At 47.9% G+C, this 24,432-nt stretch carries 11 protein-coding genes, 11 tRNA genes and 6 rRNA genes; all 28 read left to right on the top strand.

The genetic code is table 11. The features are described from left to right. The first annotated feature begins 19 nt into the window (after positions 1-19). Positions 20-1,513 carry a lysine--tRNA ligase gene (gene lysS, locus V1497_RS00510; RefSeq protein ID WP_349409094.1) on the top strand — a complete coding sequence of 498 codons (1,494 nt, stop codon included), beginning with the start codon at positions 20-22 and terminating at the stop codon, positions 1,511-1,513. A gap of 339 nt (positions 1,514-1,852) precedes the next feature. After that, a 16S ribosomal RNA gene (locus V1497_RS00515) occupies positions 1,853-3,404 on the top strand. Between the two features lie 80 nt (positions 3,405-3,484). Further along, positions 3,485-3,561, top strand: a tRNA-Ile gene (locus V1497_RS00520). Between the two features lie 23 nt (positions 3,562-3,584). After that, positions 3,585-3,660: transfer RNA gene (locus V1497_RS00525), tRNA-Ala, on the top strand. A gap of 167 nt (positions 3,661-3,827) precedes the next feature. Further along, a 23S ribosomal RNA gene (locus V1497_RS00530) occupies positions 3,828-6,764 on the top strand. A 74-nt stretch (positions 6,765-6,838) separates the two neighbouring features. Continuing rightward, a 5S ribosomal RNA gene (gene rrf, locus V1497_RS00535) occupies positions 6,839-6,954 on the top strand. Between the two features lie 9 nt (positions 6,955-6,963). After that, positions 6,964-7,039, top strand: a tRNA-Val gene (locus V1497_RS00540). Positions 7,040-7,187: 148 nt separating this feature from the next. Next, positions 7,188-7,263, top strand: a tRNA-Thr gene (locus V1497_RS00545). Positions 7,264-7,267: 4 nt separating this feature from the next. Beyond that, positions 7,268-7,343 (top strand) — tRNA-Lys (locus V1497_RS00550). Positions 7,344-7,363: 20 nt separating this feature from the next. Further along, positions 7,364-7,449 (top strand) — tRNA-Leu (locus tag V1497_RS00555). 3 nt (positions 7,450-7,452) lie between these two features. Further along, positions 7,453-7,527 (top strand) — tRNA-Gly (locus V1497_RS00560). A 5-nt stretch (positions 7,528-7,532) separates the two neighbouring features. After that, positions 7,533-7,621, top strand: a tRNA-Leu gene (locus V1497_RS00565). Between the two features lie 31 nt (positions 7,622-7,652). Further along, positions 7,653-7,729 (top strand) — tRNA-Arg (locus V1497_RS00570). Positions 7,730-7,733: 4 nt separating this feature from the next. Further along, a tRNA-Pro gene (locus V1497_RS00575) sits at positions 7,734-7,810 on the top strand. A 16-nt stretch (positions 7,811-7,826) separates the two neighbouring features. After that, positions 7,827-7,902 (top strand) — tRNA-Ala (locus V1497_RS00580). A gap of 99 nt (positions 7,903-8,001) precedes the next feature. Next, positions 8,002-9,553 (top strand): 16S ribosomal RNA (locus V1497_RS00585). Between the two features lie 168 nt (positions 9,554-9,721). Further along, a 23S ribosomal RNA gene (locus tag V1497_RS00590) occupies positions 9,722-12,658 on the top strand. Positions 12,659-12,732: 74 nt separating this feature from the next. Then, positions 12,733-12,848 (top strand): 5S ribosomal RNA (gene rrf, locus V1497_RS00595). The 16S, 23S and 5S rRNA genes sit together here with 11 tRNA genes alongside, the layout of an rRNA operon. 1,039 nt (positions 12,849-13,887) lie before the next feature. Continuing rightward, on the top strand, positions 13,888-14,604 hold the full coding sequence (locus tag V1497_RS00600; RefSeq protein ID WP_349409095.1) for an MgtC/SapB family protein: 717 nt from the start codon (positions 13,888-13,890) through the stop codon (positions 14,602-14,604). A gap of 129 nt (positions 14,605-14,733) precedes the next feature. Further along, positions 14,734-15,198 (top strand): CtsR family transcriptional regulator, encoded by a 465-nt coding sequence (locus V1497_RS00605; RefSeq protein WP_349409096.1) that lies wholly within the window; start codon positions 14,734-14,736, stop codon positions 15,196-15,198. Positions 15,199-15,212: 14 nt separating this feature from the next. Next, positions 15,213-15,740 (top strand): UvrB/UvrC motif-containing protein, encoded by a 528-nt coding sequence (locus tag V1497_RS00610; protein WP_349409097.1) that lies wholly within the window; start codon positions 15,213-15,215, stop codon positions 15,738-15,740. Positions 15,741-15,742: 2 nt separating this feature from the next. Next, entirely contained in the window at positions 15,743-16,816 is a 1,074-nt protein-coding gene (locus V1497_RS00615; RefSeq protein WP_349409098.1) for a protein arginine kinase, read from the top strand. Positions 16,817-16,829: 13 nt separating this feature from the next. Continuing rightward, positions 16,830-19,262, top strand: coding sequence for an ATP-dependent protease ATP-binding subunit ClpC (gene clpC / locus V1497_RS00620; protein WP_349409099.1), 2,433 nt, complete (start codon positions 16,830-16,832; stop codon positions 19,260-19,262). Positions 19,263-19,523: 261 nt separating this feature from the next. Beyond that, entirely contained in the window at positions 19,524-20,894 is a 1,371-nt protein-coding gene (gene radA / locus V1497_RS00625) for a DNA repair protein RadA (RefSeq protein ID WP_349409100.1), read from the top strand. Between the two features lie 3 nt (positions 20,895-20,897). Next, a complete protein-coding gene (disA, locus tag V1497_RS00630; protein ID WP_349409101.1) occupies positions 20,898-21,971 on the top strand; it encodes a DNA integrity scanning diadenylate cyclase DisA in 1,074 nt (357 codons plus the stop codon). A gap of 134 nt (positions 21,972-22,105) precedes the next feature. Further along, on the top strand, positions 22,106-23,221 hold the full coding sequence (locus tag V1497_RS00635) for a PIN/TRAM domain-containing protein (RefSeq protein ID WP_349409102.1): 1,116 nt from the start codon (positions 22,106-22,108) through the stop codon (positions 23,219-23,221). A 27-nt stretch (positions 23,222-23,248) separates the two neighbouring features. Next, positions 23,249-23,947, top strand: coding sequence for a 2-C-methyl-D-erythritol 4-phosphate cytidylyltransferase (gene ispD / locus V1497_RS00640; RefSeq protein ID WP_349409103.1), 699 nt, complete (start codon positions 23,249-23,251; stop codon positions 23,945-23,947). Further along, complete coding sequence (gene ispF, locus V1497_RS00645; protein WP_349409104.1) at positions 23,940-24,413, top strand: 2-C-methyl-D-erythritol 2,4-cyclodiphosphate synthase; 474 nt, start codon at positions 23,940-23,942, stop codon at positions 24,411-24,413. The genes ispD and ispF overlap by 8 nt, the downstream gene beginning before the upstream one ends. Positions 24,414-24,432: the final 19 nt, after the last annotated feature.

Genomic DNA, 24,432 nt, shown 5'->3' on the forward strand with positions numbered 1-24,432 from the left:
TTTTTTAGGAGTGATAGAAATGAGTCAAGACGTCGAATTGAACGACCAGCTGCTCGTTCGACGAGAAAAGTTAAACACATTAAAGGATTTGGGTGTCGATCCATTCGGACATCGTTTCGATCGGACCCATACTGCACAATCCATGACAGAGAAGTTCGAGGAAGTATCGAAGGAAGATCTCTCCGAACAAAACAATGAAGTCTCACTCGCTGGACGTATTATGACAAAGCGGGGCAAAGGAAAAGCGGGATTCGCTCACATCCAGGACCTTACTGGACAAATCCAGCTTTATGTACGTAAGGATACAGTCGGTGACGAGCAATATGAGCTTTTCAATACAATCGATATCGGTGACATTGTCGGCGTAAAAGGTGTTGCATTCAAGACAAAAGTAGGAGAACTCTCAGTCAAAGTAACCGACTTCTTCCTATTATCCAAAGCGCTACGCCCGTTACCTGATAAGTTCCATGGATTAAAAGATATTGAACAACGCTATCGTCAACGTTATGTGGACCTGATCATGAATCCAGAAGTGAAAGACACTTTCGTAACACGAAGCCGTATCCTACAATCCATGCGCCGTTATCTGGATAATAACGGTTACTTGGAAGTAGAGACACCGACAATGCATTCCATTCCAGGGGGAGCATCTGCTCGACCATTCATCACACATCACAACTCTCTCGACATGGAGCTCTATATGCGTATTGCGATTGAATTGCACTTGAAGCGTCTCATCGTCGGTGGAATGGAGAAAGTATACGAAATCGGCCGTGTATTCCGTAACGAAGGCGTCTCTACTCGTCATAATCCAGAGTTCACAATGATGGAGCTTTATGAAGCGTATGCGGATTATAAAGATGTCATGTCCTTGACTGAAAACCTAATTGCCCACGTTGCTGAAGAGGTTCTCGGAACAACGACAGTAAAATACGGAGACTATGATGTGGATCTTAAACCAGAATGGGCCCGTATTCACATGGTGGATGCTGTCAAAGAGCACGCAGGTGTAGACTTCTGGAAGGAAATGAGCGATGAAGAGGCACGCGCTCTTGCTAAAGAACATAACGTGCCTGTTCAAGAGACGATGACATATGGTCATGTCGTCAACGAATTCTTCGAGCACTTTGTGGAAGAGAAGCTTATCCAGCCAACATTCATATACGGTCACCCTGTTGCCATTTCTCCTCTTGCGAAAAAGAATCCGGATGATCCTCGTTTCACGGATCGCTTCGAACTCTTTATCGTGGGACGTGAGCATGCGAATGCCTTTACAGAGTTGAACGATCCAATCGACCAACGTGAACGTTTCGAGGCTCAACTGAAGGAGCGCGAGGAAGGTAACGATGAAGCACACATGATGGACAATGATTTCATTGAAGCGCTGGAATATGGATTACCTCCAACTGGCGGACTTGGAATCGGAATCGATCGCCTAGTCATGTTGCTGACGAACTCGCCATCGATCCGAGACGTCCTGCTCTTCCCTCAAATGAGAAATCGGACAGAATAGGAATGATTTTGTTTAGACTGCCTCTATCAGGGGGCAGTCTTTTACTTTGAAAATTTATTTATGAAAATGTATTGATTCATTCATGAAAAGATGGTATATTATTTTTCGTCGTTGGAAAAACTGATTTCGCGACAACACACGATAAAATTTGTTGTTGACTTCGACAAACTCGTATGTTACATTAATTAAGTCGCCAATAAACGACAAAACAAATTAAGTGAGTCGCACTTCGCGATTCGAAAGCTCTTTGAAAACTGAACAAAAGCCAAGCGTGAAACGGGTTTTTAATAAACCCTGAATCAATTTCGATTTACATTTATGAGCAAGACAAACTTTACTTTATTGGAGAGTTTGATCCTGGCTCAGGACGAACGCTGGCGGCGTGCCTAATACATGCAAGTCGAGCGGATCAATGGGGAGCTTGCTCCCCTGAGATCAGCGGCGGACGGGTGAGTAACACGTGGGCAACCTACCTGTAAGACTGGGATAACTCCGGGAAACCGGGGCTAATACCGGGTAACACCTACCTCCGCATGGAGGAAGGTTAAAAGATGGCTTCTTGCTATCACTTACAGATGGGCCCGCGGCGCATTAGCTAGTTGGTGGGGTAAGAGCTTACCAAGGCGACGATGCGTAGCCGACCTGAGAGGGTGATCGGCCACACTGGGACTGAGACACGGCCCAGACTCCTACGGGAGGCAGCAGTAGGGAATCTTCGGCAATGGGCGAAAGCCTGACCGAGCAACGCCGCGTGAGCGATGAAGGCCTTCGGGTCGTAAAGCTCTGTTGTTAGGGAAGAACAAGTACCGTTCGAATAGGGCGGTACCTTGACGGTACCTAACCAGAAAGCCACGGCTAACTACGTGCCAGCAGCCGCGGTAATACGTAGGTGGCAAGCGTTGTCCGGAATTATTGGGCGTAAAGCGCGCGCAGGCGGTCTCTTAAGTCTGATGTGAAAGCCCACGGCTCAACCGTGGAGGGCCATTGGAAACTGGGGGACTTGAGTACTGGAGAGGAGAGTGGAATTCCATGTGTAGCGGTGAAATGCGTAGATATATGGAGGAACACCAGTGGCGAAGGCGGCTCTCTGGCCAGTAACTGACGCTGAGGCGCGAAAGCGTGGGGAGCAAACAGGATTAGATACCCTGGTAGTCCACGCCGTAAACGATGAGTGCTAGGTGTTGGGGGGTTCCACCCTCAGTGCTGACGTTAACACATTAAGCACTCCGCCTGGGGAGTACGGCCGCAAGGCTGAAACTCAAAGGAATTGACGGGGGCCCGCACAAGCAGTGGAGCATGTGGTTTAATTCGAAGCAACGCGAAGAACCTTACCAGGTCTTGACATCCTTCGCTACTTCCAGAGATGGAAGGTTCCCCTTCGGGGGACGAAGTGACAGGTGGTGCATGGTTGTCGTCAGCTCGTGTCGTGAGATGTTGGGTTAAGTCCCGCAACGAGCGCAACCCTTGATCTTAGTTGCCAGCATTCAGTTGGGCACTCTAAGGTGACTGCCGGTGACAAACCGGAGGAAGGTGGGGATGACGTCAAATCATCATGCCCCTTATGACCTGGGCTACACACGTGCTACAATGGATGGTACAAAGGGCAGCAAAACCGCGAGGTTGAGCGAATCCCATAAAGCCATTCTCAGTTCGGATTGCAGGCTGCAACTCGCCTGCATGAAGCCGGAATTGCTAGTAATCGCGGATCAGCATGCCGCGGTGAATACGTTCCCGGGCCTTGTACACACCGCCCGTCACACCACGAGAGTTTGTAACACCCGAAGTCGGTGAGGTAACCTTTTGGAACCAGCCGCCGAAGGTGGGACAGATGATTGGGGTGAAGTCGTAACAAGGTAGCCGTATCGGAAGGTGCGGCTGGATCACCTCCTTTCTAAGGAGTCCTTTAAGGACATACACGCTTTGGCTTTTGTTTAGTTTTGAATGAGCTTGTATAAAAAAACAAGATTGTTCGGGCCTATAGCTCAGCTGGTTAGAGCGCACGCCTGATAAGCGTGAGGTCGGTGGTTCGAGTCCACTTAGGCCCACCATTTTAAAATATCACATCTATTACGGGGCCTTAGCTCAGCTGGGAGAGCGCCTGCCTTGCACGCAGGAGGTCAGCGGTTCGATCCCGCTAGGCTCCACCATTTAAAAGACTATTGACAGCATGTCGGTATGTCTGTATAATGAATGTTCGTTGCTTCAAAAAGGCAACGCACTGTTCCTTGAAAACTAGATAACAAATTCTTGAAAACAAGACATCGAAACGTCATTTTAAATGACAAGAAGTAAAGTGTAAGTTCATTCATAACGTGGTTAAGTTATGAAGGGCGCACGGTGGATGCCTTGGCACTAGGAGCCGAAGAAGGACGGGACGAACACCGATATGCCTCGGGGAGCTGTAAGTAAGCTTCGATCCGGGGATTTCCGAATGGGGGAACCCACTATCCGTAATGGGATAGTATCCATACCTGAATACATAGGGTATGAGAAGGCAGACCTGGGGAACTGAAACATCTTAGTACCCAGAGGAAGAGAAAGCAATCGCGATTTCCTGAGTAGCGGCGAGCGAAACGGAAACAGCCCAAACCAAGAGGCTTGCCTCTTGGGGTTGTAGGACACTCTATACGGAGTAAGAAAGGAACGGCGTAGGCGAAGCGGTCTGGAAAGGCCCGCTAGAAGAGGTAACAGCCCTGTAGCCAAAACGTCGTTCCCTCCAGAGTGGATCCTGAGTACGGCGGGACACGTGAAACCCCGTCGGAATCTGGGAGGACCATCTCCCAAGGCTAAATACTCCCTAGTGACCGATAGTGAACCAGTACCGTGAGGGAAAGGTGAAAAGCACCCCGGAAGGGGAGTGAAAGAGATCCTGAAACCGTGTGCCTACAAGTAGTCGGAGCCCATTAACGGGTGACGGCGTGCCTTTTGTAGAATGAACCGGCGAGTTACGATAACGTGCAAGGTTAAGTTGAAAAGACGGAGCCGCAGCGAAAGCGAGTCTGAATAGGGCGAAGGAGTACGTTGTCGTAGACCCGAAACCGAGTGATCTACCCATGTCCAGGGTGAAGTTCAGGTAACACTGAATGGAGGCCCGAACCCACGCACGTTGAAAAGTGCGGGGATGAGGTGTGGGTAGGGGTGAAATGCCAATCGAACTCGGAGATAGCTGGTTCTCCCCGAAATAGCTTTAGGGCTAGCCTCGTGGTGAGAGTTCTGGAGGTAGAGCACTGATTGGACTAGGGGTCCCCACAGGATTACCGAATTCAGTCAAACTCCGAATGCCAGGAACTTGTCCACGGGAGTCAGACTGCGAGTGATAAGATCCGTAGTCGAGAGGGAAACAGCCCAGACCATCAGCTAAGGTCCCCAAGTATACGTTAAGTGGAAAAGGATGTGGAGTTGCTTAGACAACCAGGATGTTGGCTTAGAAGCAGCCACCATTTAAAGAGTGCGTAATAGCTCACTGGTCGAGTGACTCTGCGCCGAAAATGTACCGGGGCTAAACGTATCACCGAAGCTATGGATTGTACCGTTGGTACAGTGGTAGGGGAGCGTTCGAAGGGCTGAGAAGCGAGACCGGAAGGACTCGTGGAGCGCTTTGAAGTGAGAATGCCGGTATGAGTAGCGAAAAGAGAAGTGAGAATCTTCTCCATCGAAAGCCCAAGGTTTCCTGAGGAAGGCTCGTCCGCTCAGGGTTAGTCGGGACCTAAGCCGAGGCCGAAAGGCGTAGGCGATGGATAACAGGTTGATATTCCTGTACCACCTCCTTTCCGTTTGAGCAACGGGGGGACGCAGGAAGGTAGGGAGAGCGCGCTGATGGATATGCGCGTCCAAGCAGTCAAGGCCGGTGGATAGGTAAATCCGTCCACCATACGGCGGAGCTGTGATGGCGAGGGAATTAAAGTACCGAAGTCCCTGATCCTACACTGCCAAGAAAAGCCTCTAGCGAGGAAAGAGGTGCCCGTACCGTAAACCGACACAGGTAGGCGAGGAGAGAATCCTAAGATGCTCGGGAGAACTCTCGTTAAGGAACTCGGCAAAATGACCCCGTAACTTCGGGAGAAGGGGTGCTCTGATAGGGTGTATGCCCGAGAGAGCCGCAGTGAAAAGATCCAAGCGACTGTTTAGCAAAAACACAGGTCTCTGCGAAGCCGTAAGGCGAAGTATAGGGGCTGACACCTGCCCGGTGCTGGAAGGTTAAGAGGAGGGGTTATCCCTTACGGGAGAAGCTCTGAATCGAAGCCCCAGTAAACGGCGGCCGTAACTATAACGGTCCTAAGGTAGCGAAATTCCTTGTCGGGTAAGTTCCGACCCGCACGAAAGGTGCAACGACTTGGATACTGTCTCAACGAGAGACCCGGTGAAATTATAGTACCTGTGAAGATGCAGGTTACCCGCGACAGGACGGAAAGACCCCATGGAGCTTTACTGTAGCCTGATATTGGATTTTGGTATCGTTTGTACAGGATAGGTAGGAGCCTTAGAAGCCGGACCGCCAGGTTCGGTGGAGGCGTCGGTGGGATACTACCCTGACGGTATTGAAATTCTAACCCAGAACCGTGATCCGGTTCGGAGACAGTGTCAGGTGGGCAGTTTGACTGGGGCGGTCGCCTCCTAAAGTGTAACGGAGGCGCCCAAAGGTTCCCTCAGAATGGTTGGAAATCATTCGCAGAGTGTAAAGGCACAAGGGAGCTTGACTGCGAGACCTACAAGTCGAGCAGGGACGAAAGTCGGGCTTAGTGATCCGGTGGTTCCGCATGGAAGGGCCATCGCTCAACGGATAAAAGCTACCCTGGGGATAACAGGCTTATCTCCCCCAAGAGTCCACATCGACGGGGAGGTTTGGCACCTCGATGTCGGCTCATCGCATCCTGGGGCTGAAGTAGGTCCCAAGGGTTGGGCTGTTCGCCCATTAAAGCGGTACGCGAGCTGGGTTCAGAACGTCGTGAGACAGTTCGGTCCCTATCCGTCGCGGGCGCAGGAAATTTGAGAGGAGCTGTCCTTAGTACGAGAGGACCGGGATGGACACACCGCTGGTGTACCAGTTGTTCCGCCAGGAGCATCGCTGGGTAGCTACGTGTGGACGGGATAAGTGCTGAAAGCATCTAAGCATGAAGCCCCCCTCAAGATGAGATTTCCCATCGCGTCAAGCGAGTAAGATCCCTCAGAGATGATGAGGTTGATAGGTCTGGTGTGGAAGCGTGGCGACACGTGAAGCTGACAGATACTAATCGATCGAGGACTTAACCACAAAACTTAAACATCGAAGATGTTTTCAAGAAACGTTATCTAGTTTTGAGGGAATAGGATTCCCTAACAAAATAGTCTGGTGATGATGGCGAAGAGGTCACACCCGTTCCCATGCCGAACACGGAAGTTAAGCTCTTCAGCGCCAATGGTAATTGGGGGCTTCCCCCTGTGAGAGTAGGACGTCGCCGGGCTTTATATATGGAGGATTAGCTCAGCTGGGAGAGCACCTGCCTTACAAGCAGGGGGTCGGCGGTTCGATCCCGTCATCCTCCACCATTTATTATAATAACGCTGGCCTAGCTCAATTGGTAGAGCAAGGAGCATGACAGCTGATGAATTAGCTGCGACTTGTCTCGACGCAGTCTACAACGAAGCAGTTCGTGTAGAGGAAGAGACACAAATTGAACAGACTTCTTTTAACAACGCTGGCCTAGCTCAATTGGTAGAGCAACTGACTTGTAATCAGTAGGTTGGGGGTTCAAGTCCTCTGGCCAGCACCATTCCGAGCCATTAGCTCAGTCGGTAGAGCATCTGACTTTTAATCAGAGGGTCGAAGGTTCGAGTCCTTCATGGCTCACCACTTTTCATCTAAATAGATTTGCGGGTGTGGCGGAATTGGCAGACGCGCTAGACTTAGGATCTAGTGTCCTTGCGACGTGGGGGTTCAAGTCCCTCCACCCGCACCATTTGCGGAAGTAGTTCAGTGGTAGAACACCACCTTGCCAAGGTGGGGGTCGCGGGTTCGAATCCCGTCTTCCGCTCCATTACTGCCGGGGTGGTGGAATTGGCAGACACACAGGACTTAAAATCCTGCGGTAAGTGATTACCGTGCCGGTTCAAGTCCGGCCCTCGGCACCATTTTCGACAACGTCTTCAAATCATATAAAATGCGCCCGTAGCTCAATTGGATAGAGCGTCTGACTACGGATCAGAAGGTTAGGGGTTCGACTCCTCTCGGGCGCGCCATTTACGGGAAGTGGCTCAGCTTGGTAGAGCACCTGGTTTGGGACCAGGGGGTCGCAGGTTCAAATCCTGTCTTCCCGACCATTCCGTTTTTAGATATGGGGCCTTAGCTCAGCTGGGAGAGCGCCTGCCTTGCACGCAGGAGGTCAGCGGTTCGATCCCGCTAGGCTCCACCATAGTTCTTTGAAAACTGAACAAAAGCCAAGCGTGAAACGGGTTTTTAATAAACCCTGAATCAATTTCGATTTACATTTATGAGCAAGACAAACTTTACTTTATTGGAGAGTTTGATCCTGGCTCAGGACGAACGCTGGCGGCGTGCCTAATACATGCAAGTCGAGCGGATCAATGGGGAGCTTGCTCCCCTGAGATCAGCGGCGGACGGGTGAGTAACACGTGGGCAACCTACCTGTAAGACTGGGATAACTCCGGGAAACCGGGGCTAATACCGGGTAACACCTACCTCCGCATGGAGGAAGGTTAAAAGATGGCTTCTCGCTATCACTTACAGATGGGCCCGCGGCGCATTAGCTAGTTGGTGGGGTAAGAGCTTACCAAGGCGACGATGCGTAGCCGACCTGAGAGGGTGATCGGCCACACTGGGACTGAGACACGGCCCAGACTCCTACGGGAGGCAGCAGTAGGGAATCTTCGGCAATGGGCGAAAGCCTGACCGAGCAACGCCGCGTGAGCGATGAAGGCCTTCGGGTCGTAAAGCTCTGTTGTTAGGGAAGAACAAGTACCGTTCGAATAGGGCGGTACCTTGACGGTACCTAACCAGAAAGCCACGGCTAACTACGTGCCAGCAGCCGCGGTAATACGTAGGTGGCAAGCGTTGTCCGGAATTATTGGGCGTAAAGCGCGCGCAGGCGGTCTCTTAAGTCTGATGTGAAAGCCCACGGCTCAACCGTGGAGGGCCATTGGAAACTGGGGGACTTGAGTACTGGAGAGGAGAGTGGAATTCCATGTGTAGCGGTGAAATGCGTAGATATATGGAGGAACACCAGTGGCGAAGGCGGCTCTCTGGCCAGTAACTGACGCTGAGGCGCGAAAGCGTGGGGAGCAAACAGGATTAGATACCCTGGTAGTCCACGCCGTAAACGATGAGTGCTAGGTGTTGGGGGGTTCCACCCTCAGTGCTGACGTTAACACATTAAGCACTCCGCCTGGGGAGTACGGCCGCAAGGCTGAAACTCAAAGGAATTGACGGGGGCCCGCACAAGCAGTGGAGCATGTGGTTTAATTCGAAGCAACGCGAAGAACCTTACCAGGTCTTGACATCCTTCGCTACTTCCAGAGATGGAAGGTTCCCCTTCGGGGGACGAAGTGACAGGTGGTGCATGGTTGTCGTCAGCTCGTGTCGTGAGATGTTGGGTTAAGTCCCGCAACGAGCGCAACCCTTGATCTTAGTTGCCAGCATTCAGTTGGGCACTCTAAGGTGACTGCCGGTGACAAACCGGAGGAAGGTGGGGATGACGTCAAATCATCATGCCCCTTATGACCTGGGCTACACACGTGCTACAATGGATGGTACAAAGGGCAGCAAAACCGCGAGGTTGAGCGAATCCCATAAAGCCATTCTCAGTTCGGATTGCAGGCTGCAACTCGCCTGCATGAAGCCGGAATTGCTAGTAATCGCGGATCAGCATGCCGCGGTGAATACGTTCCCGGGCCTTGTACACACCGCCCGTCACACCACGAGAGTTTGTAACACCCGAAGTCGGTGAGGTAACCTTTTGGAACCAGCCGCCGAAGGTGGGACAGATGATTGGGGTGAAGTCGTAACAAGGTAGCCGTATCGGAAGGTGCGGCTGGATCACCTCCTTTCTAAGGAGTCCTTTAAGGACATAACACGCTTTGGCTTTTGTTTAGTTTTGAAAGAGCTAAACCTCTTTCAAACACTGTTCCTTGAAAACTAGATAACAATTCTTGAAAACAAGACATCGAAACGTCATTTTAAATGACAAGAAATAAGTGTAAGTTCATTCATAACGTGGTTAAGTTATGAAGGGCGCACGGTGGATGCCTTGGCACTAGGAGCCGAAGAAGGACGGGACGAACACCGATATGCCTCGGGGAGCTGTAAGTAAGCTTCGATCCGGGGATTTCCGAATGGGGGAACCCACTATCCGTAATGGGATAGTATCCATACCTGAATACATAGGGTATGAGAAGGCAGACCTGGGGAACTGAAACATCTTAGTACCCAGAGGAAGAGAAAGCAATCGCGATTTCCTGAGTAGCGGCGAGCGAAACGGAATTAGCCCAAACCAAGAGGCTTGCCTCTTGGGGTTGTAGGACACTCTATACGGAGTAAGAAAGGAACGGCGTAGGCGAAGCGGTCTGGAAAGGCCCGCTAGAAGAGGTAACAGCCCTGTAGCCAAAACGTCGTTCCCTCCAGAGTGGATCCTGAGTACGGCGGGACACGTGAAACCCCGTCGGAATCTGGGAGGACCATCTCCCAAGGCTAAATACTCCCTAGTGACCGATAGTGAACCAGTACCGTGAGGGAAAGGTGAAAAGCACCCCGGAAGGGGAGTGAAAGAGATCCTGAAACCGTGTGCCTACAAGTAGTCGGAGCCCATTAACGGGTGACGGCGTGCCTTTTGTAGAATGAACCGGCGAGTTACGATAACGTGCAAGGTTAAGTTGAAAAGACGGAGCCGCAGCGAAAGCGAGTCTGAATAGGGCGAAGGAGTACGTTGTCGTAGACCCGAAACCGAGTGATCTACCCATGTCCAGGGTGAAGTTCAGGTAACACTGAATGGAGGCCCGAACCCACGCACGTTGAAAAGTGCGGGGATGAGGTGTGGGTAGGGGTGAAATGCCAATCGAACTCGGAGATAGCTGGTTCTCCCCGAAATAGCTTTAGGGCTAGCCTCGTGGTGAGAGTTCTGGAGGTAGAGCACTGATTGGACTAGGGGTCCCCACAGGATTACCGAATTCAGTCAAACTCCGAATGCCAGGAACTTGTCCACGGGAGTCAGACTGCGAGTGATAAGATCCGTAGTCGAGAGGGAAACAGCCCAGACCATCAGCTAAGGTCCCCAAGTATACGTTAAGTGGAAAAGGATGTGGAGTTGCTTAGACAACCAGGATGTTGGCTTAGAAGCAGCCACCATTTAAAGAGTGCGTAATAGCTCACTGGTCGAGTGACTCTGCGCCGAAAATGTACCGGGGCTAAACGTATCACCGAAGCTATGGATTGTACCGTTGGTACAGTGGTAGGGGAGCGTTCGAAGGGCTGAGAAGCGAGACCGGAAGGACTCGTGGAGCGCTTTGAAGTGAGAATGCCGGTATGAGTAGCGAAAAGAGAAGTGAGAATCTTCTCCATCGAAAGCCCAAGGTTTCCTGAGGAAGGCTCGTCCGCTCAGGGTTAGTCGGGACCTAAGCCGAGGCCGAAAGGCGTAGGCGATGGATAACAGGTTGATATTCCTGTACCACCTCCTTTCCGTTTGAGCAACGGGGGGACGCAGGAAGGTAGGGAGAGCGCGCTGATGGATATGCGCGTCCAAGCAGTCAAGGCCGGTGGATAGGTAAATCCGTCCACCATACGGCGGAGCTGTGATGGCGAGGGAATTAAAGTACCGAAGTCCCTGATCCTACACTGCCAAGAAAAGCCTCTAGCGAGGAAAGAGGTGCCCGTACCGTAAACCGACACAGGTAGGCGAGGAGAGAATCCTAAGATGCTCGGGAGAACTCTCGTTAAGGAACTCGGCAAAATGACCCCGTAACTTCGGGAGAAGGGGTGCTCTGATAGGGTGTATGCCCGAGAGAGCCGCAGTGAAAAGATCCAAGCGACTGTTTAGCAAAAACACAGGTCTCTGCGAAGCCGTAAGGCGAAGTATAGGGGCTGACACCTGCCCGGTGCTGGAAGGTTAAGAGGAGGGGTTATCCCTTACGGGAGAAGCTCTGAATCGAAGCCCCAGTAAACGGCGGCCGTAACTATAACGGTCCTAAGGTAGCGAAATTCCTTGTCGGGTAAGTTCCGACCCGCACGAAAGGTGCAACGACTTGGATACTGTCTCAACGAGAGACCCGGTGAAATTATAGTACCTGTGAAGATGCAGGTTACCCGCGACAGGACGGAAAGACCCCATGGAGCTTTACTGTAGCCTGATATTGGATTTTGGTATCGTTTGTACAGGATAGGTAGGAGCCTTAGAAGCCGGACCGCCAGGTTCGGTGGAGGCGTCGGTGGGATACTACCCTGACGGTATTGAAATTCTAACCCAGAACCGTGATCCGGTTCGGAGACAGTGTCAGGTGGGCAGTTTGACTGGGGCGGTCGCCTCCTAAAGTGTAACGGAGGCGCCCAAAGGTTCCCTCAGAATGGTTGGAAATCATTCGCAGAGTGTAAAGGCACAAGGGAGCTTGACTGCGAGACCTACAAGTCGAGCAGGGACGAAAGTCGGGCTTAGTGATCCGGTGGTTCCGCATGGAAGGGCCATCGCTCAACGGATAAAAGCTACCCTGGGGATAACAGGCTTATCTCCCCCAAGAGTCCACATCGACGGGGAGGTTTGGCACCTCGATGTCGGCTCATCGCATCCTGGGGCTGAAGTAGGTCCCAAGGGTTGGGCTGTTCGCCCATTAAAGCGGTACGCGAGCTGGGTTCAGAACGTCGTGAGACAGTTCGGTCCCTATCCGTCGCGGGCGCAGGAAATTTGAGAGGAGCTGTCCTTAGTACGAGAGGACCGGGATGGACACACCGCTGGTGTACCAGTTGTTCCGCCAGGAGCATCGCTGGGTAGCTACGTGTGGACGGGATAAGTGCTGAAAGCATCTAAGCATGAAGCCCCCCTCAAGATGAGATTTCCCATCGCGTCAAGCGAGTAAGATCCCTCAGAGATGATGAGGTTGATAGGTCTGGTGTGGAAGCGTGGCGACACGTGAAGCTGACAGATACTAATCGATCGAGGACTTAACCACAAAACTTAAACATCGAAGATGTTTTCAAGAAACGTTATCTAGTTTTGAGGGAATAGGATTCCCTAACAAAATAGTCTGGTGATGATGGCGAAGAGGTCACACCCGTTCCCATGCCGAACACGGAAGTTAAGCTCTTCAGCGCCAATGGTAATTGGGGGCTTCCCCCTGTGAGAGTAGGACGTCGCCGGGCAAACAAGAGAGTAGTCGAATTGACTACTCTTTTTTGTGTTCAAATAAATGTCCGCAAGGGGGTTTCAAGCTTTTTTCATTACGGATAACGGCGGGAATCCGTTTTTTGTAGATAATTACTGTGTTTTCGTAGATAATTCGTCGTTTTTGTAGATAAATTCTAATTTCCGTAGATAATCGCTCATTTTTGTAGATAATTTCTGATTTTCGTAGATAATCTTTAAATTTTCACTATTTAATGCAGATTCTTATTACATAATCGGAAAAAGACGTTTATTTTTTCCAAAAAAGAACATCCACACCCTATTTTTTGTTTCAAAGTGCACGTTTTTACTGATATAGAGTCGTCAGCCTGAGAACAGTCGAAAGACTGTTCTTTTTTGTGTTTAAATATATGGGAGTGGAGGGAAGCAGACGATGAGATCAGTCATTCATTGTAATTCCACAATGCATCAAAGAAAAATACTTCCTGTTAAAGTTGATTTTTGTAGAAATTCACGACACTCCTGCGGGAAAAGCGGGCCAGGCGAGACCCCACAGCTACTTTAATTAAGGTTCTTCGACTAAAAGCCACCACGTCCTGTGGTGAACGTCGAAGTCACCACATCCTGTGGAAGTGAGGAGGCTCGCGGAGATGTCTAGCTCATCGCCTAGGTGCTCGAGGTCGCTTCGATTCCTTTTAAACACAAAGAACGTGTTTTTAAAGGAATCTCCAGCGCTTGTCGCACCTGAACAGGCGATTCCGCTTTTCCTTCCACCCGCGGAAAGGGAGTGAATTTCGGAAGAAATCAACTTTTACGAGCCAAAACAGAGCATATACTATCCGAATTTCCCCCATTACTATCCACAACAGAGTATTTACTATCCAAATTTCTCACTTTACTATCCAAACAGTACAAAGCTACAGAAATGCCCAACACAACATTCTTTCACTTTCCAGCACCTTTTTCATTGCCCCTTTTTTCATTGTTGACCTATAATTAAATTCAATAAACCATAGACTATAGAAATGGTGATGTTACATATAGGGGTGAGAGAATATGGATCTATTATCGTATGATTGGATATCAGATGAAACGGCAACGATTACGATCAGACTCGTATTAGCAGCGTTCCTTTGTGGAATGGTGGGAATCGAACGAGAATTCAAGCGACACCCAGCGGGCTTTCGAACCCATCTATTAGTAGGGGTAGGCTCATGCCTCATGATGCTTTTATCCATCTTCGGATTCGAAGATTTTTTAAGTACACATGAACAAGTGCAAGGCTTCGACCCTTCCCGTCTGCCAGCATATGTGGTCAGTGGCATCGGGTTCCTAGGGGCTGGAACAATCCTTGTACATGGTGTGACAGTGCGTGGTCTTACGACTGCTGCTTCGATCTGGGTCGTAGCAGGGATTGGACTTGTTGTCGGGATCGGGATGTACTATGAAGCGATCTTCACCACGACGGTTATGATCGCGAGCTTACTATTCCTCAACAAATTCGAGGATCTTTACTTACGGAAGCAGAGGTTCCATCATGTCACTGTCATTGTAGAAAACAAGGAAGTATCCTTATCTACAATCGTAAACGAGCTGGAGTCATGTAAAGTGCCGATTTTGAGTATGTCGGTCGACGATCATCCTAATGATGCATCTGTTCCTCTAATCAAGTATTCCTTCAAAATTCAGGTTTCAAATACAAAAAAGCTTCCAGAGGTCTATGACAAGATACAATCGATTGATTACGTTCATAAAGTATTTGCAACAGAGTAATTTTGCGTTTATTCCTCCCTGACTCTGTCAATAATGGTGACAGATAAAACATTTGCAAGTTTTGCGCAAATGTTTATAATTATAGTCAAAGAAAGTCAAAGTCAGAGTGTGAGGAGGGGCAAAAATGGGATGAAGAATATTTCAGACATCATTGAAGCGTATTTAAGGGAAATCTTAAATGAAAGTAACACAAAGGCAATTGAAATAAAAAGAAGTGAAATAGCAGAAAAGTTTCAGTGTGTCCCTTCACAAATCAATTACGTGATAAATACGAGGTTTACGATTGAGAAAGGCTTCATCGTGGAAAGTAAAAGAGGAGGAGGAGGTTACATCCGGATCATAAAGGTCGAAACAGATAGTTCGACGATCTTACTTGATCAAATACTCCGTCTCATCAAAACAAGAATCAATCAATCTGCAGCTGAGAATATCATTTTACGACTTTTAGAAGAAGAAATCATCAGCATAAGAGAAGCACGGCTTATGAAAAGTGTCATGGATCGCTCCACCATAAATATCGTTTTGCCCTACCGGGATGAATTACGGGCAAATCTATTAAAATCCATGATCCAAAGCTTAAAGTATAAAGACTGAGGGGAGTGTAAGGCGTGTATTGTCAGGAATGCCAACAGCGACCAGCCACTTTGCACTTCACAAAAATCATCAACGGTGAAAAAAATGAGTTTCATATTTGTGAACAGTGTGCGAAGGAAAAAGGGGATTTCATACCAGGGTCTAATTCTTTTTCTATTCATAATCTGCTATCAGGTCTATTAAACTTTGAACAACCGCTCAGCGATCCCGGTACTGCTGCACGAAGTAAACAAGTAACCCAATGTTCACAATGTGGGATGACCTATCCGGAATTTGCCAAGATTGGTCGATTCGGTTGCATGAATTGTTATAAGACATTCGCTTCCAAGCTCGATCCAATCTTCAAGAGAATCCATGGAGGCAACACGGACCATTCCGGAAAAATACCCAAACGCCTCGGTAACGATCTTCTGGAACGTAAAAAGATCAATCAGTTACGAGAAAAGCTACAGCAGCTTATCGCCCAGGAAGAATTCGAAGAAGCTGCTGAGGTGAGAGATCGTATCCGATCGATGCAACAGCGGCTTGAGGGGAGGGATTAAGATTGTCTTTAGAACGATTCATGAGTGAAGCAATCAGCCCCTGGATGAAACGGGAAGGTCCGGACTCAGATATTGTCTTAAGCAGTCGTATCCGTTTAGCCCGGAATCTGGAGAATCATGTATTTCCGATGGTAGCCAACGAACAACAAGCCGAAGAAGTCAATCAACAGATTCGTCAGCACTATGCAGATGAATCCTATGGATCGGTAGGGCGGTTAACGTATTTTGATGTCGATCAGCTGAAACCAATCGAAAAAAGGGTTCTGGTTGAAAAACATCTTATCAGTCCGAATCTTGCGGAAGACCCAAAGAAGTCGGGTGTCCTGATGAGTGAGGATGAATCAATCAGTATCATGATCAATGAGGAAGATCATATTCGAATCCAATGTCTATTCCCAGGCTTCCAATTGTCAGAAGCACTGACGTTGGCAAGTGGAATCGACGATTGGTTCGAGGAAAAAGTGAACTACGCCTTTGATGAAAAGCACGGCTATCTGACCAGCTGTCCGACGAACGTTGGAACAGGTATGAGAGCTTCGGTCATGATGCATCTCCCGGCCCTCGTCATGACACAGAAAATGCACCGGATCGTGCCGGCCATCAATCAGCTCGGTCTCGTCGTCAGAGGAATTTATGGAGAAGGCAGCGAAGCGCAAGGGAATGTATTCCAAGTTTCCAACCAGATGACACTCGGAAAGTCAGAACAGGATATTGTCGAAGATTTGAGGGGGGTCGTTCTACAGTTGATTGAAGAGGAACGCTCTGCAAGGAAGAACCTCTTCGAAACTTCAAAAATCCAGTTGGAGGACCGTGTCCATCGCTCACTGGGTATCCTGTCAAACAGTCGAATCATACAATCTAAAGAGGCGACGAAATGTTTGTCGGATGTTAGGCTTGGTATTGATTTAAAAATTATAGAAGGTATTTCACGGAAAATATTGAATGAACTAATGATACTCACTCAACCTGGTTTTTTACAACAGTACGCTGGAAAACCATTATCCCCCGATGAAAGAGATATCCGTCGGGCCACATTGATCCGTGAGAGAATGAAGTTAGAGAAGAACAACGAATAGGAAGGTGATCACGATGATGTTTGGACGTTTTACAGAACGAGCTCAAAAAGTACTGGCACTTGCGCAAGAAGAAGCGATCAGGTTGGGGCATAACAATGTGGGTACAGAGCATATCCTGCTCGGTCTAGTTCGTGAGGGTGAGGGTATCGCAGCAAAAGCCCTTTCTGTACTTGGTCTAAGTCCTGAAAAAATCCAGAAGGAAGTTGAAAGCCTTATTGGTAAAGGGCAAGAATCGGTACAAACGATCCACTATACACCTCGTGCAAAGAAAGTCATCGAACTATCGATGGATGAAGCAAGAAAACTTGGCCACTCTTATGTGGGTACTGAACATATACTACTTGGTTTGATCCGTGAAGGAGAGGGTGTTGCTGCTCGCGTGCTCAACAACCTCGGAGTAAGCTTGAATAAAGCTCGTCAACAAGTCCTGCAGCTACTTGGAAGTAATGAGTCTTCCTCATCGGCAGGGGGGTCATCTGTCAATGCCAACACACCTACCCTCGACAGCCTTGCGAGAGATTTGACAGCAGTAGCCCGGGACGGAAGCTTGGATCCTGTTATCGGACGAAGCAAGGAAATCGAACGTGTTATTGAGGTATTGAGCCGTCGTACAAAGAACAACCCGGTCCTTATCGGGGAGCCTGGGGTAGGTAAGACCGCGATTGCAGAAGGTCTTGCTCAGCAAATCATCAACAATGAGGTTCCAGAAACGCTCCGTGATAAGCGTGTCATGACTCTCGATATGGGTACTGTCGTAGCCGGAACGAAATACCGTGGTGAATTTGAAGACCGTCTGAAGAAGGTTATGGATGAGATCCGTCAGGCAGGGAACATCATCCTCTTCATCGATGAGCTTCATACATTGATTGGAGCAGGAGGGGCGGAAGGTGCCATTGATGCATCCAACATCCTGAAGCCAGCTCTAGCCCGCGGTGAACTCCAATGTATCGGTGCTACGACATTGGATGAATACCGTAAATACATTGAAAAAGATGCTGCATTAGAACGACGCTTCCAGCCAATCAGAGTGAACGAACCGACGAATGATGAATCAATGCAGATTTTGAAAGGACTTCGTGACCGGTATGAAGCTCACCATCGGGTGACGATCACGGATGATGCCATTGATGCCGCTGTTAAGCTATCTGACCGGTATATTTCCGATCGTTTCCTACCTGATAAAGCGATTGACTTAATTGATGAAGCGGCATCTAAAGTACGCCTTCGCTCTTACACAGCTCCACCGAATTTGAAGGAGCTCGAACAGAAGCTCGAAAGTGTCCGTAAAGAAAAGGACGCTGCTGTTCAAAGCCAGGAATTTGAAAAAGCAGCATCACTACGGGATTCTGAACAGAAATTGAGAGAAGAGCTTGAAACGACGAAAAACAGCTGGAAAGAAAAGCAAGGGCAGGAGAATACAGAAGTGACTCCTGAAGACATTGCACTCGTGGTTGCGAATTGGACCGGTATTCCGGTATCGAAGTTGAAACAAGAAGAAACAGAGCGTCTGTTGAACATGGAATCCATTCTTCATGATCGTGTCATTGGGCAAGATGAAGCGGTCAAGGCAATTTCCAAAGCAATCCGAAGAGCCCGTGCAGGTTTGAAGGATCCAAAACGCCCAATCGGCTCATTCATTTTCCTCGGGCCTACAGGGGTAGGTAAGACCGAGCTTGCTCGTGCACTTGCAGAAGCATTATTCGGTGACGAAGATTCCATCATCCGGATTGATATGTCCGAATATATGGAGAAGCATACGACCAGCCGACTTGTTGGTTCACCTCCAGGATATGTCGGACATGAGGAAGGCGGACAGCTTACAGAAAAAGTACGCCGCAATCCATACTCAGTCATTTTGCTGGATGAAATTGAAAAGGCTCACCCTGAAGTCTTCAACATTCTGCTTCAAGTTCTGGAAGATGGCCGTTTGACCGATTCCAAAGGACGGACAGTCGATTTCCGTAACACGGTCGTCATCATGACATCCAACGTAGGGGCGAGCACGTTGAAGCGGAACAAGAGTCTTGGTTTCACAGCACAATCTGAAAACCAAGAGTATGAAAATATGAAATCAAAAGTCATGGATGAAATGAAGAAAGCATTCCGTCCAGAATTCTTGAACCGGATCGATGAAACGATTGTGTTCCATACACTTGAGAAGGAACACCTCAAGCACATCATCAGCTTGATGTCGAACCAGCTTCAGAAACGCCTTTCTGAACAGGGTATTGATATTGAACTGACAGAGGCTGCTCTTGATAAGATCGCAGAAGAAGGATATGACCCAGACTACGGTGCAAGACCGTTGAGACGTGCATTGCAACGTCAAATTGAGGATCGTTTATCAGAAGAACTATTGAGAGGGACGATTTCGAAGGGTCAAACTGTCAAAATCGATGTAGAAAACAACGACTTTACCGTTCACACGGTTGGAGCCGGAACGTAAGTCTCGTTTATGTAAAGAAACAAAATGGGTGTCAGGTCCCTTCCAATTTGGAAGGTTACTTGGCACCTTTTTATTATGTATGATTTTTCAGCTTGGAAGTTCGACATCATGTTTTGAAATTATTACAAATGACTTGTTTCACCCATAAGCTTAAGGGTATTGAATACAATAGTTATAAGAGGTGTTCCCTGAGCGGTTTGTGATATGATGACAGTAACTGAGACGATACGGAAACTGTCGGGGAAATGGGGAATAGTAGTAATGGCGAAGAAAAAAACAAAGTTCTTATGTCAGGATTGTGGATATGATTCACCTAAATGGATGGGAAAGTGCCCAGGGTGTAATAAGTGGAATACGATGGTCGAAGAAATCATCCAGCCAGATAAAGGACATAGACGCTCGTTTCAAACTGGCGGTTCCAGTCAGAAGCCCGAACCGATCACAAAGATCAAAAGTGAAAAGGAACCAAGAATTGATACGAAAATCAATGAATTGAATCGTGTTTTAGGTGGAGGCGTCGTGCCGGGATCCCTTGTCCTGGTCGGAGGTGATCCGGGTATCGGAAAATCGACCCTCTTACTTCAAGCCTCTGCAAAATTAGCCCAATCAGATCAGACGGTTTTATATATATCAGGTGAAGAATCGATCAAACAGACGAAATTGAGAGCCGAGAGGTTAGGGATCAATCATGATCGGTTGTATGTCCATGCAGAAACAGACATGGATTTGATTGAAAAAGCTGTACAGGAAGTCAATCCATCACTCTTGATCATCGATTCGATTCAAACCGTATATCGATCGGAAATCGCTTCTGCACCCGGCAGTGTTTCACAAGTACGGGAATGTACGTCCCAATTCATGCGGATCTCGAAAACGAATGGAATTGCCACTTTCATTGTCGGACACGTTACGAAGGAAGGATCCATAGCAGGACCAAGACTCCTTGAACATATGGTAGATGCTGTCCTGTATTTTGAAGGAGAGCGGCATCATACGTATCGAATTCTGCGGGCAGTGAAAAACCGTTTCGGATCGACAAATGAAATCGGTGTTTTCGAAATGAAGGAAGAAGGCCTTGATGAGGTGCAGAATCCTTCTGAAGTCTTTTTGGAAGAACGATCAAACGGGGCAGCTGGTTCTGCTATCGTGGCATCGATGGAAGGCACACGTCCTGTTCTCGTTGAGATTCAAGCATTGGTTTCCCCTACGAGCTTCGGTAACCCGAGACGAATGGGAAATGGAATCGATCATAACCGGGTATCCTTATTAATGGCTGTCCTGGAAAAAAGGGTCGGGTTATTGATGCAGAATCAGGATGCTTATGTGAATGTCGCAGGAGGGGTCCGCCTCGATGAACCAGCGATTGATTTAGCGATTGCTGTCAGCATCGCATCAAGCTTCCGTGACCAACCGACAAATCCGACAGATGTCTATATCGGAGAAATCGGATTGACCGGCGAGGTACGCAGAGTGTCTCGGGTTGAACAGCGTGTACATGAAGTCGCGAAACTAGGATTCAAACGGGTCATACTTCCAGAGAAGAACCTCGGAGGCTGGTCAGCGCCGAAAGGAATTGAAATCGTAGGTGTATCATCTGTCCAAGAAACCCTACGTCACACATTAGGAGGATAACGTATGGACGCTGCAATGAAAGAATTGATCGTGAGTCGAATGCTCCAGTATGTCGCACCTGGCACGCCCTTACGTGATGGGATCGATAATGTTCTACGTGCCGAAACGGGAGGATTGATCGTACTTGGGTTCAATGAAAAGGTCCAAAAGCTAGTAGATGGAGGTTTTTACATCAATTGCAGGTTCTCTCCAGCTTATTTGTATGAGCTTGCGAAGATGGATGGAGCGATTATTCTCAACGATGAGGGGAATAAGATCCTATATGCCAACACGCAGCTGATTCCAGATACCTCTATTCCATCCAAAGAGACCGGAATCCGCCACCGTACAGCAGAGCGAGTAGCGAAGCAGACCGGTAATCTCGTCATTTCCATTTCACAAAGAAGACGTGTCATAACCTTGTATCAAGGAAATATCCGTTATTCCCTTCAAGATATCGGTGTTATTTTGACAAAGGCGAACCAGGCCTTACAAACGCTTGAGAAATATAAGTCTGTCCTTGATCAGAGTATGACTGATTTGGGTGCACTCGAATTTGAAGAGCTGGTCACTTTCCAGGAGGTAACTCAGGTCATCCATCGAATTGAAATGGTACTCAGAATCCGGAATGAAATCGTCAAATACGTCAACGAGCTAGGATCTGAAGGACGCCTGATCAGTATGCAAATGGAAGAACTTGTTTCCAATATTGAGGCGGAAGCGGCCTTGATCATCAAGGATTATGCGAAAGATCCAAAAGTGGATCCTTTCTACATTCTCAATGAACTGAAAAAGCTGACAAGTGAAGAACTTTTAGAAGAAAATGCAATCGTGCGGTTATTAGGTTACCTCCCTTCGACGAATATATATGAAGAACCGGTGAAACCAAGGGGATACAGAATCCTGCACAAGATTCCTCGTTTACCGTCATTAATCATCGAGAATTTGGTCAATCATTTCGATCACCTTCAAAAAACATTGAAGGCATCAATTGAAGAGCTTGATGAAGTAGAAGGGATCGGGGAAATCCGTGCCAAAAAAATCAAGGATGGGTTGAAACGCATCCAAGAACAATTATTTCTCGACCGTCACATTTAATCCTTATGAAATTGGAAAATGACACTATATCCTGAAAACGACTGTATTTTACTTGTTATTTTATGTAAAATTGAAGATAAGCAGGTTTCAAAATCGTTCAAATGTCTATAATGATGAGAAGGAGGTGAACAATTTTGTTGAAGCGAATTGTTCAATTATTTTTTATAATCGTTGGTGGAACACTAGGTTATTTATATATACCTGATCTCATTCTAATATTAAATAATCTGATTAATCTTGGAGAATTACCTGGGTTCATCACATCACCTTATATCGGAATCATCATCGGTGCTGGTCTTTTCTATGTAAGCACCTTCTGGTTGGCGGATTATATTGTCGGCTTTATCCAGTGGATGGAAGAGTCATTGATGAAAGCGCCTGTTGCAGATGTTTTATTCGGTTCTTTTGGACTTATATTTGGTTTGTTCGTCGCTTATTTAGCCATGTTTGCTTTGAACAGCATGGAGCTCAGTATCCTCGTTAATGTAATTGGTTTCTTCTGTACAGCGCTATTAGGTTATATCGGCTTTCGTTTTGGATTCAAGAAACGCGAAGAGCTCGTCAACGTCTTCACGTCAGCTAGATTCGCAAACAAGAAGAAAGAAGCAGAGGCAGAAGCGGAGAGCAAGTCTGGAAGCGGAACTGTATTGAAAATCCTTGATACGAGTGTCATAATTGACGGTAGAATCGCAGATGTTTGTCAGACAGGATTCTTAGAAGGTCCGATCGTCATTCCGCAATTCGTTCTGGAAGAGCTCCAGCATATCGCTGACTCATCGGATGTATTGAAGCGTAACCGTGGACGAAGAGGTCTTGATATCCTCAACAGGATCCAGAAGGATTTAGCAGTGAAGGTGGAGATCTACGAAGGGGACTTCGAAGATATCCATGAAGTTGACAGTAAGCTAGTCAAGCTTGGTAAGCTGGTATCTGGCATGGTTGTAACCAATGATTACAACTTGAATAAGGTTTGTGAATTCCAAGGAGTACCCGTCCTGAATATCAATGACCTTGCCAATGCTGTCAAACCGGTTGTCCTTCCTGGAGAAGAGCTGAATGTACAGGTGATTAAAGACGGAAAAGAACAGAATCAAGGTGTCGGTTACCTTGATGATGGTACGATGATTGTCGTAGAAGATGGACGAGATTATATTGGTAAGACAATTGAAGTCCTCGTCACGAGTGTCTTGCAAACATCTGCTGGACGAATGATCTTTGCCAAACCTAAGCTATTGGAAAAGGCATTGTAATCCTATCGTGAAAGTAGATGAAAAGCTGTGGATTATGTTGTAGTTATACCTGCTGCTGGTCAAGGCAAAAGGATGCAAGCGGGTAAGAATAAACAATTTCTGATGTTACAAGGAATACCACTTATCGTTCATACCTTGAGAATTTTTGAAAAGGATGATTGGTGCAGTGGTATTATCCTTGTTGGTAACAAGAACGAACTGAATGAACTTGAACAGGTTGTACGACAGTATGATGTGCAAAAGGTGCAGAAAATCGTCCCTGGTGGAAAAGAACGCCAACATAGTGTTTATGAAGGGTTGAATGCGGTAGAGGGAGCGGATCTCGTCTTGATCCATGATGGGGCAAGACCGTTCGTATCTCAAGAATCAATCCATCAGCTTGTCAGGGAAACGAGTGTAAGCGGGGCAGCCGTTCTTGGGGTACCAATAAAAGATACGGTTAAACAAATCAAAGGGAAGAAGGTCGTCAAGACCGTCGATCGAAACAGCTTGTGGGCGGTGCAAACCCCACAAGCTTTTCATCTTCCCCTTATTTTGCAGGCCCATAAAACCGCTATGGAGAAGGGCTGGTTAGGAACGGACGATGCCAGTCTTATGGAGCTTGTCCATCAAGGTGTTTCCATAGTAGAAGGGGATTATCTGAATATTAAATTGACGACACAGGAAGATTTGTTGTTTGCTAAAGCGATCATCCTAGAGAGGGAGGAGCAGCAGAACAATGTTTAGAATTGGACAAGGCTTTGATGTACATCAATTGGTTGAGGGGAGACCCTTGATTGTCGGAGGAGTGACCATTCCTTATGAGAAAGGGCTACTCGGCCATTCAGATGCAGATGTCCTTTTACACGTCATAACCGACGCTCTGCTCGGGGCGATCGGGGAAGGGGACTTAGGCAAGCACTTCCCTGACACAAGTGACGATTTCAAGGATATCGATTCGAAAATCCTATTGGAAAGAGCCTATACGTTAGCAAAAGAAAAGGGTTTTTCCCTCGGAAATGTCGATGCCACGGTCATTGCACAAAAACCGAAAATGGCACCGTACATCGAAGAGATGCGTAAGGTGATAGCTGAACAATTAGATGCTGACATCGAGCAGGTGAACGTCAAGGCTACAACTACAGAGAAGCTTGGCTTCACGGGCAGAGGGGAAGGCATCGCAGCTCAAGCCGTCATTTTGATGGAAAAATAATCCCTGCCATAAGGATAGG

It is taken from the genome of Pseudalkalibacillus sp. SCS-8 (assembly GCF_040126055.1).
GTDB classification, from domain to species: Bacteria; Bacillota; Bacilli; order Bacillales; family Fictibacillaceae; genus Pseudalkalibacillus; species Pseudalkalibacillus nanhaiensis.

Bases quoted from the DNA above. Each gene is read 5' to 3' on its own strand.
- V1497_RS00605 (WP_349409096.1), top strand. From the start codon at position 14,734: ATGAAGAATATTTCAGACATCATTGAAGCGTATTTAAGGGAAATCTTA.
- radA (WP_349409100.1), top strand. From the start codon at position 19,524: ATGGCGAAGAAAAAAACAAAGTTCTTATGTCAGGATTGTGGATATGAT.
- lysS (WP_349409094.1), top strand. From the start codon at position 20: ATGAGTCAAGACGTCGAATTGAACGACCAGCTGCTCGTTCGACGAGAA.
- V1497_RS00600 (WP_349409095.1), top strand. From the start codon at position 13,888: ATGGATCTATTATCGTATGATTGGATATCAGATGAAACGGCAACGATT.
- disA (WP_349409101.1), top strand. From the start codon at position 20,898: ATGGACGCTGCAATGAAAGAATTGATCGTGAGTCGAATGCTCCAGTAT.
- clpC (WP_349409099.1), top strand. From the start codon at position 16,830: ATGATGTTTGGACGTTTTACAGAACGAGCTCAAAAAGTACTGGCACTT.
- ispF (WP_349409104.1), top strand. From the start codon at position 23,940: ATGTTTAGAATTGGACAAGGCTTTGATGTACATCAATTGGTTGAGGGG.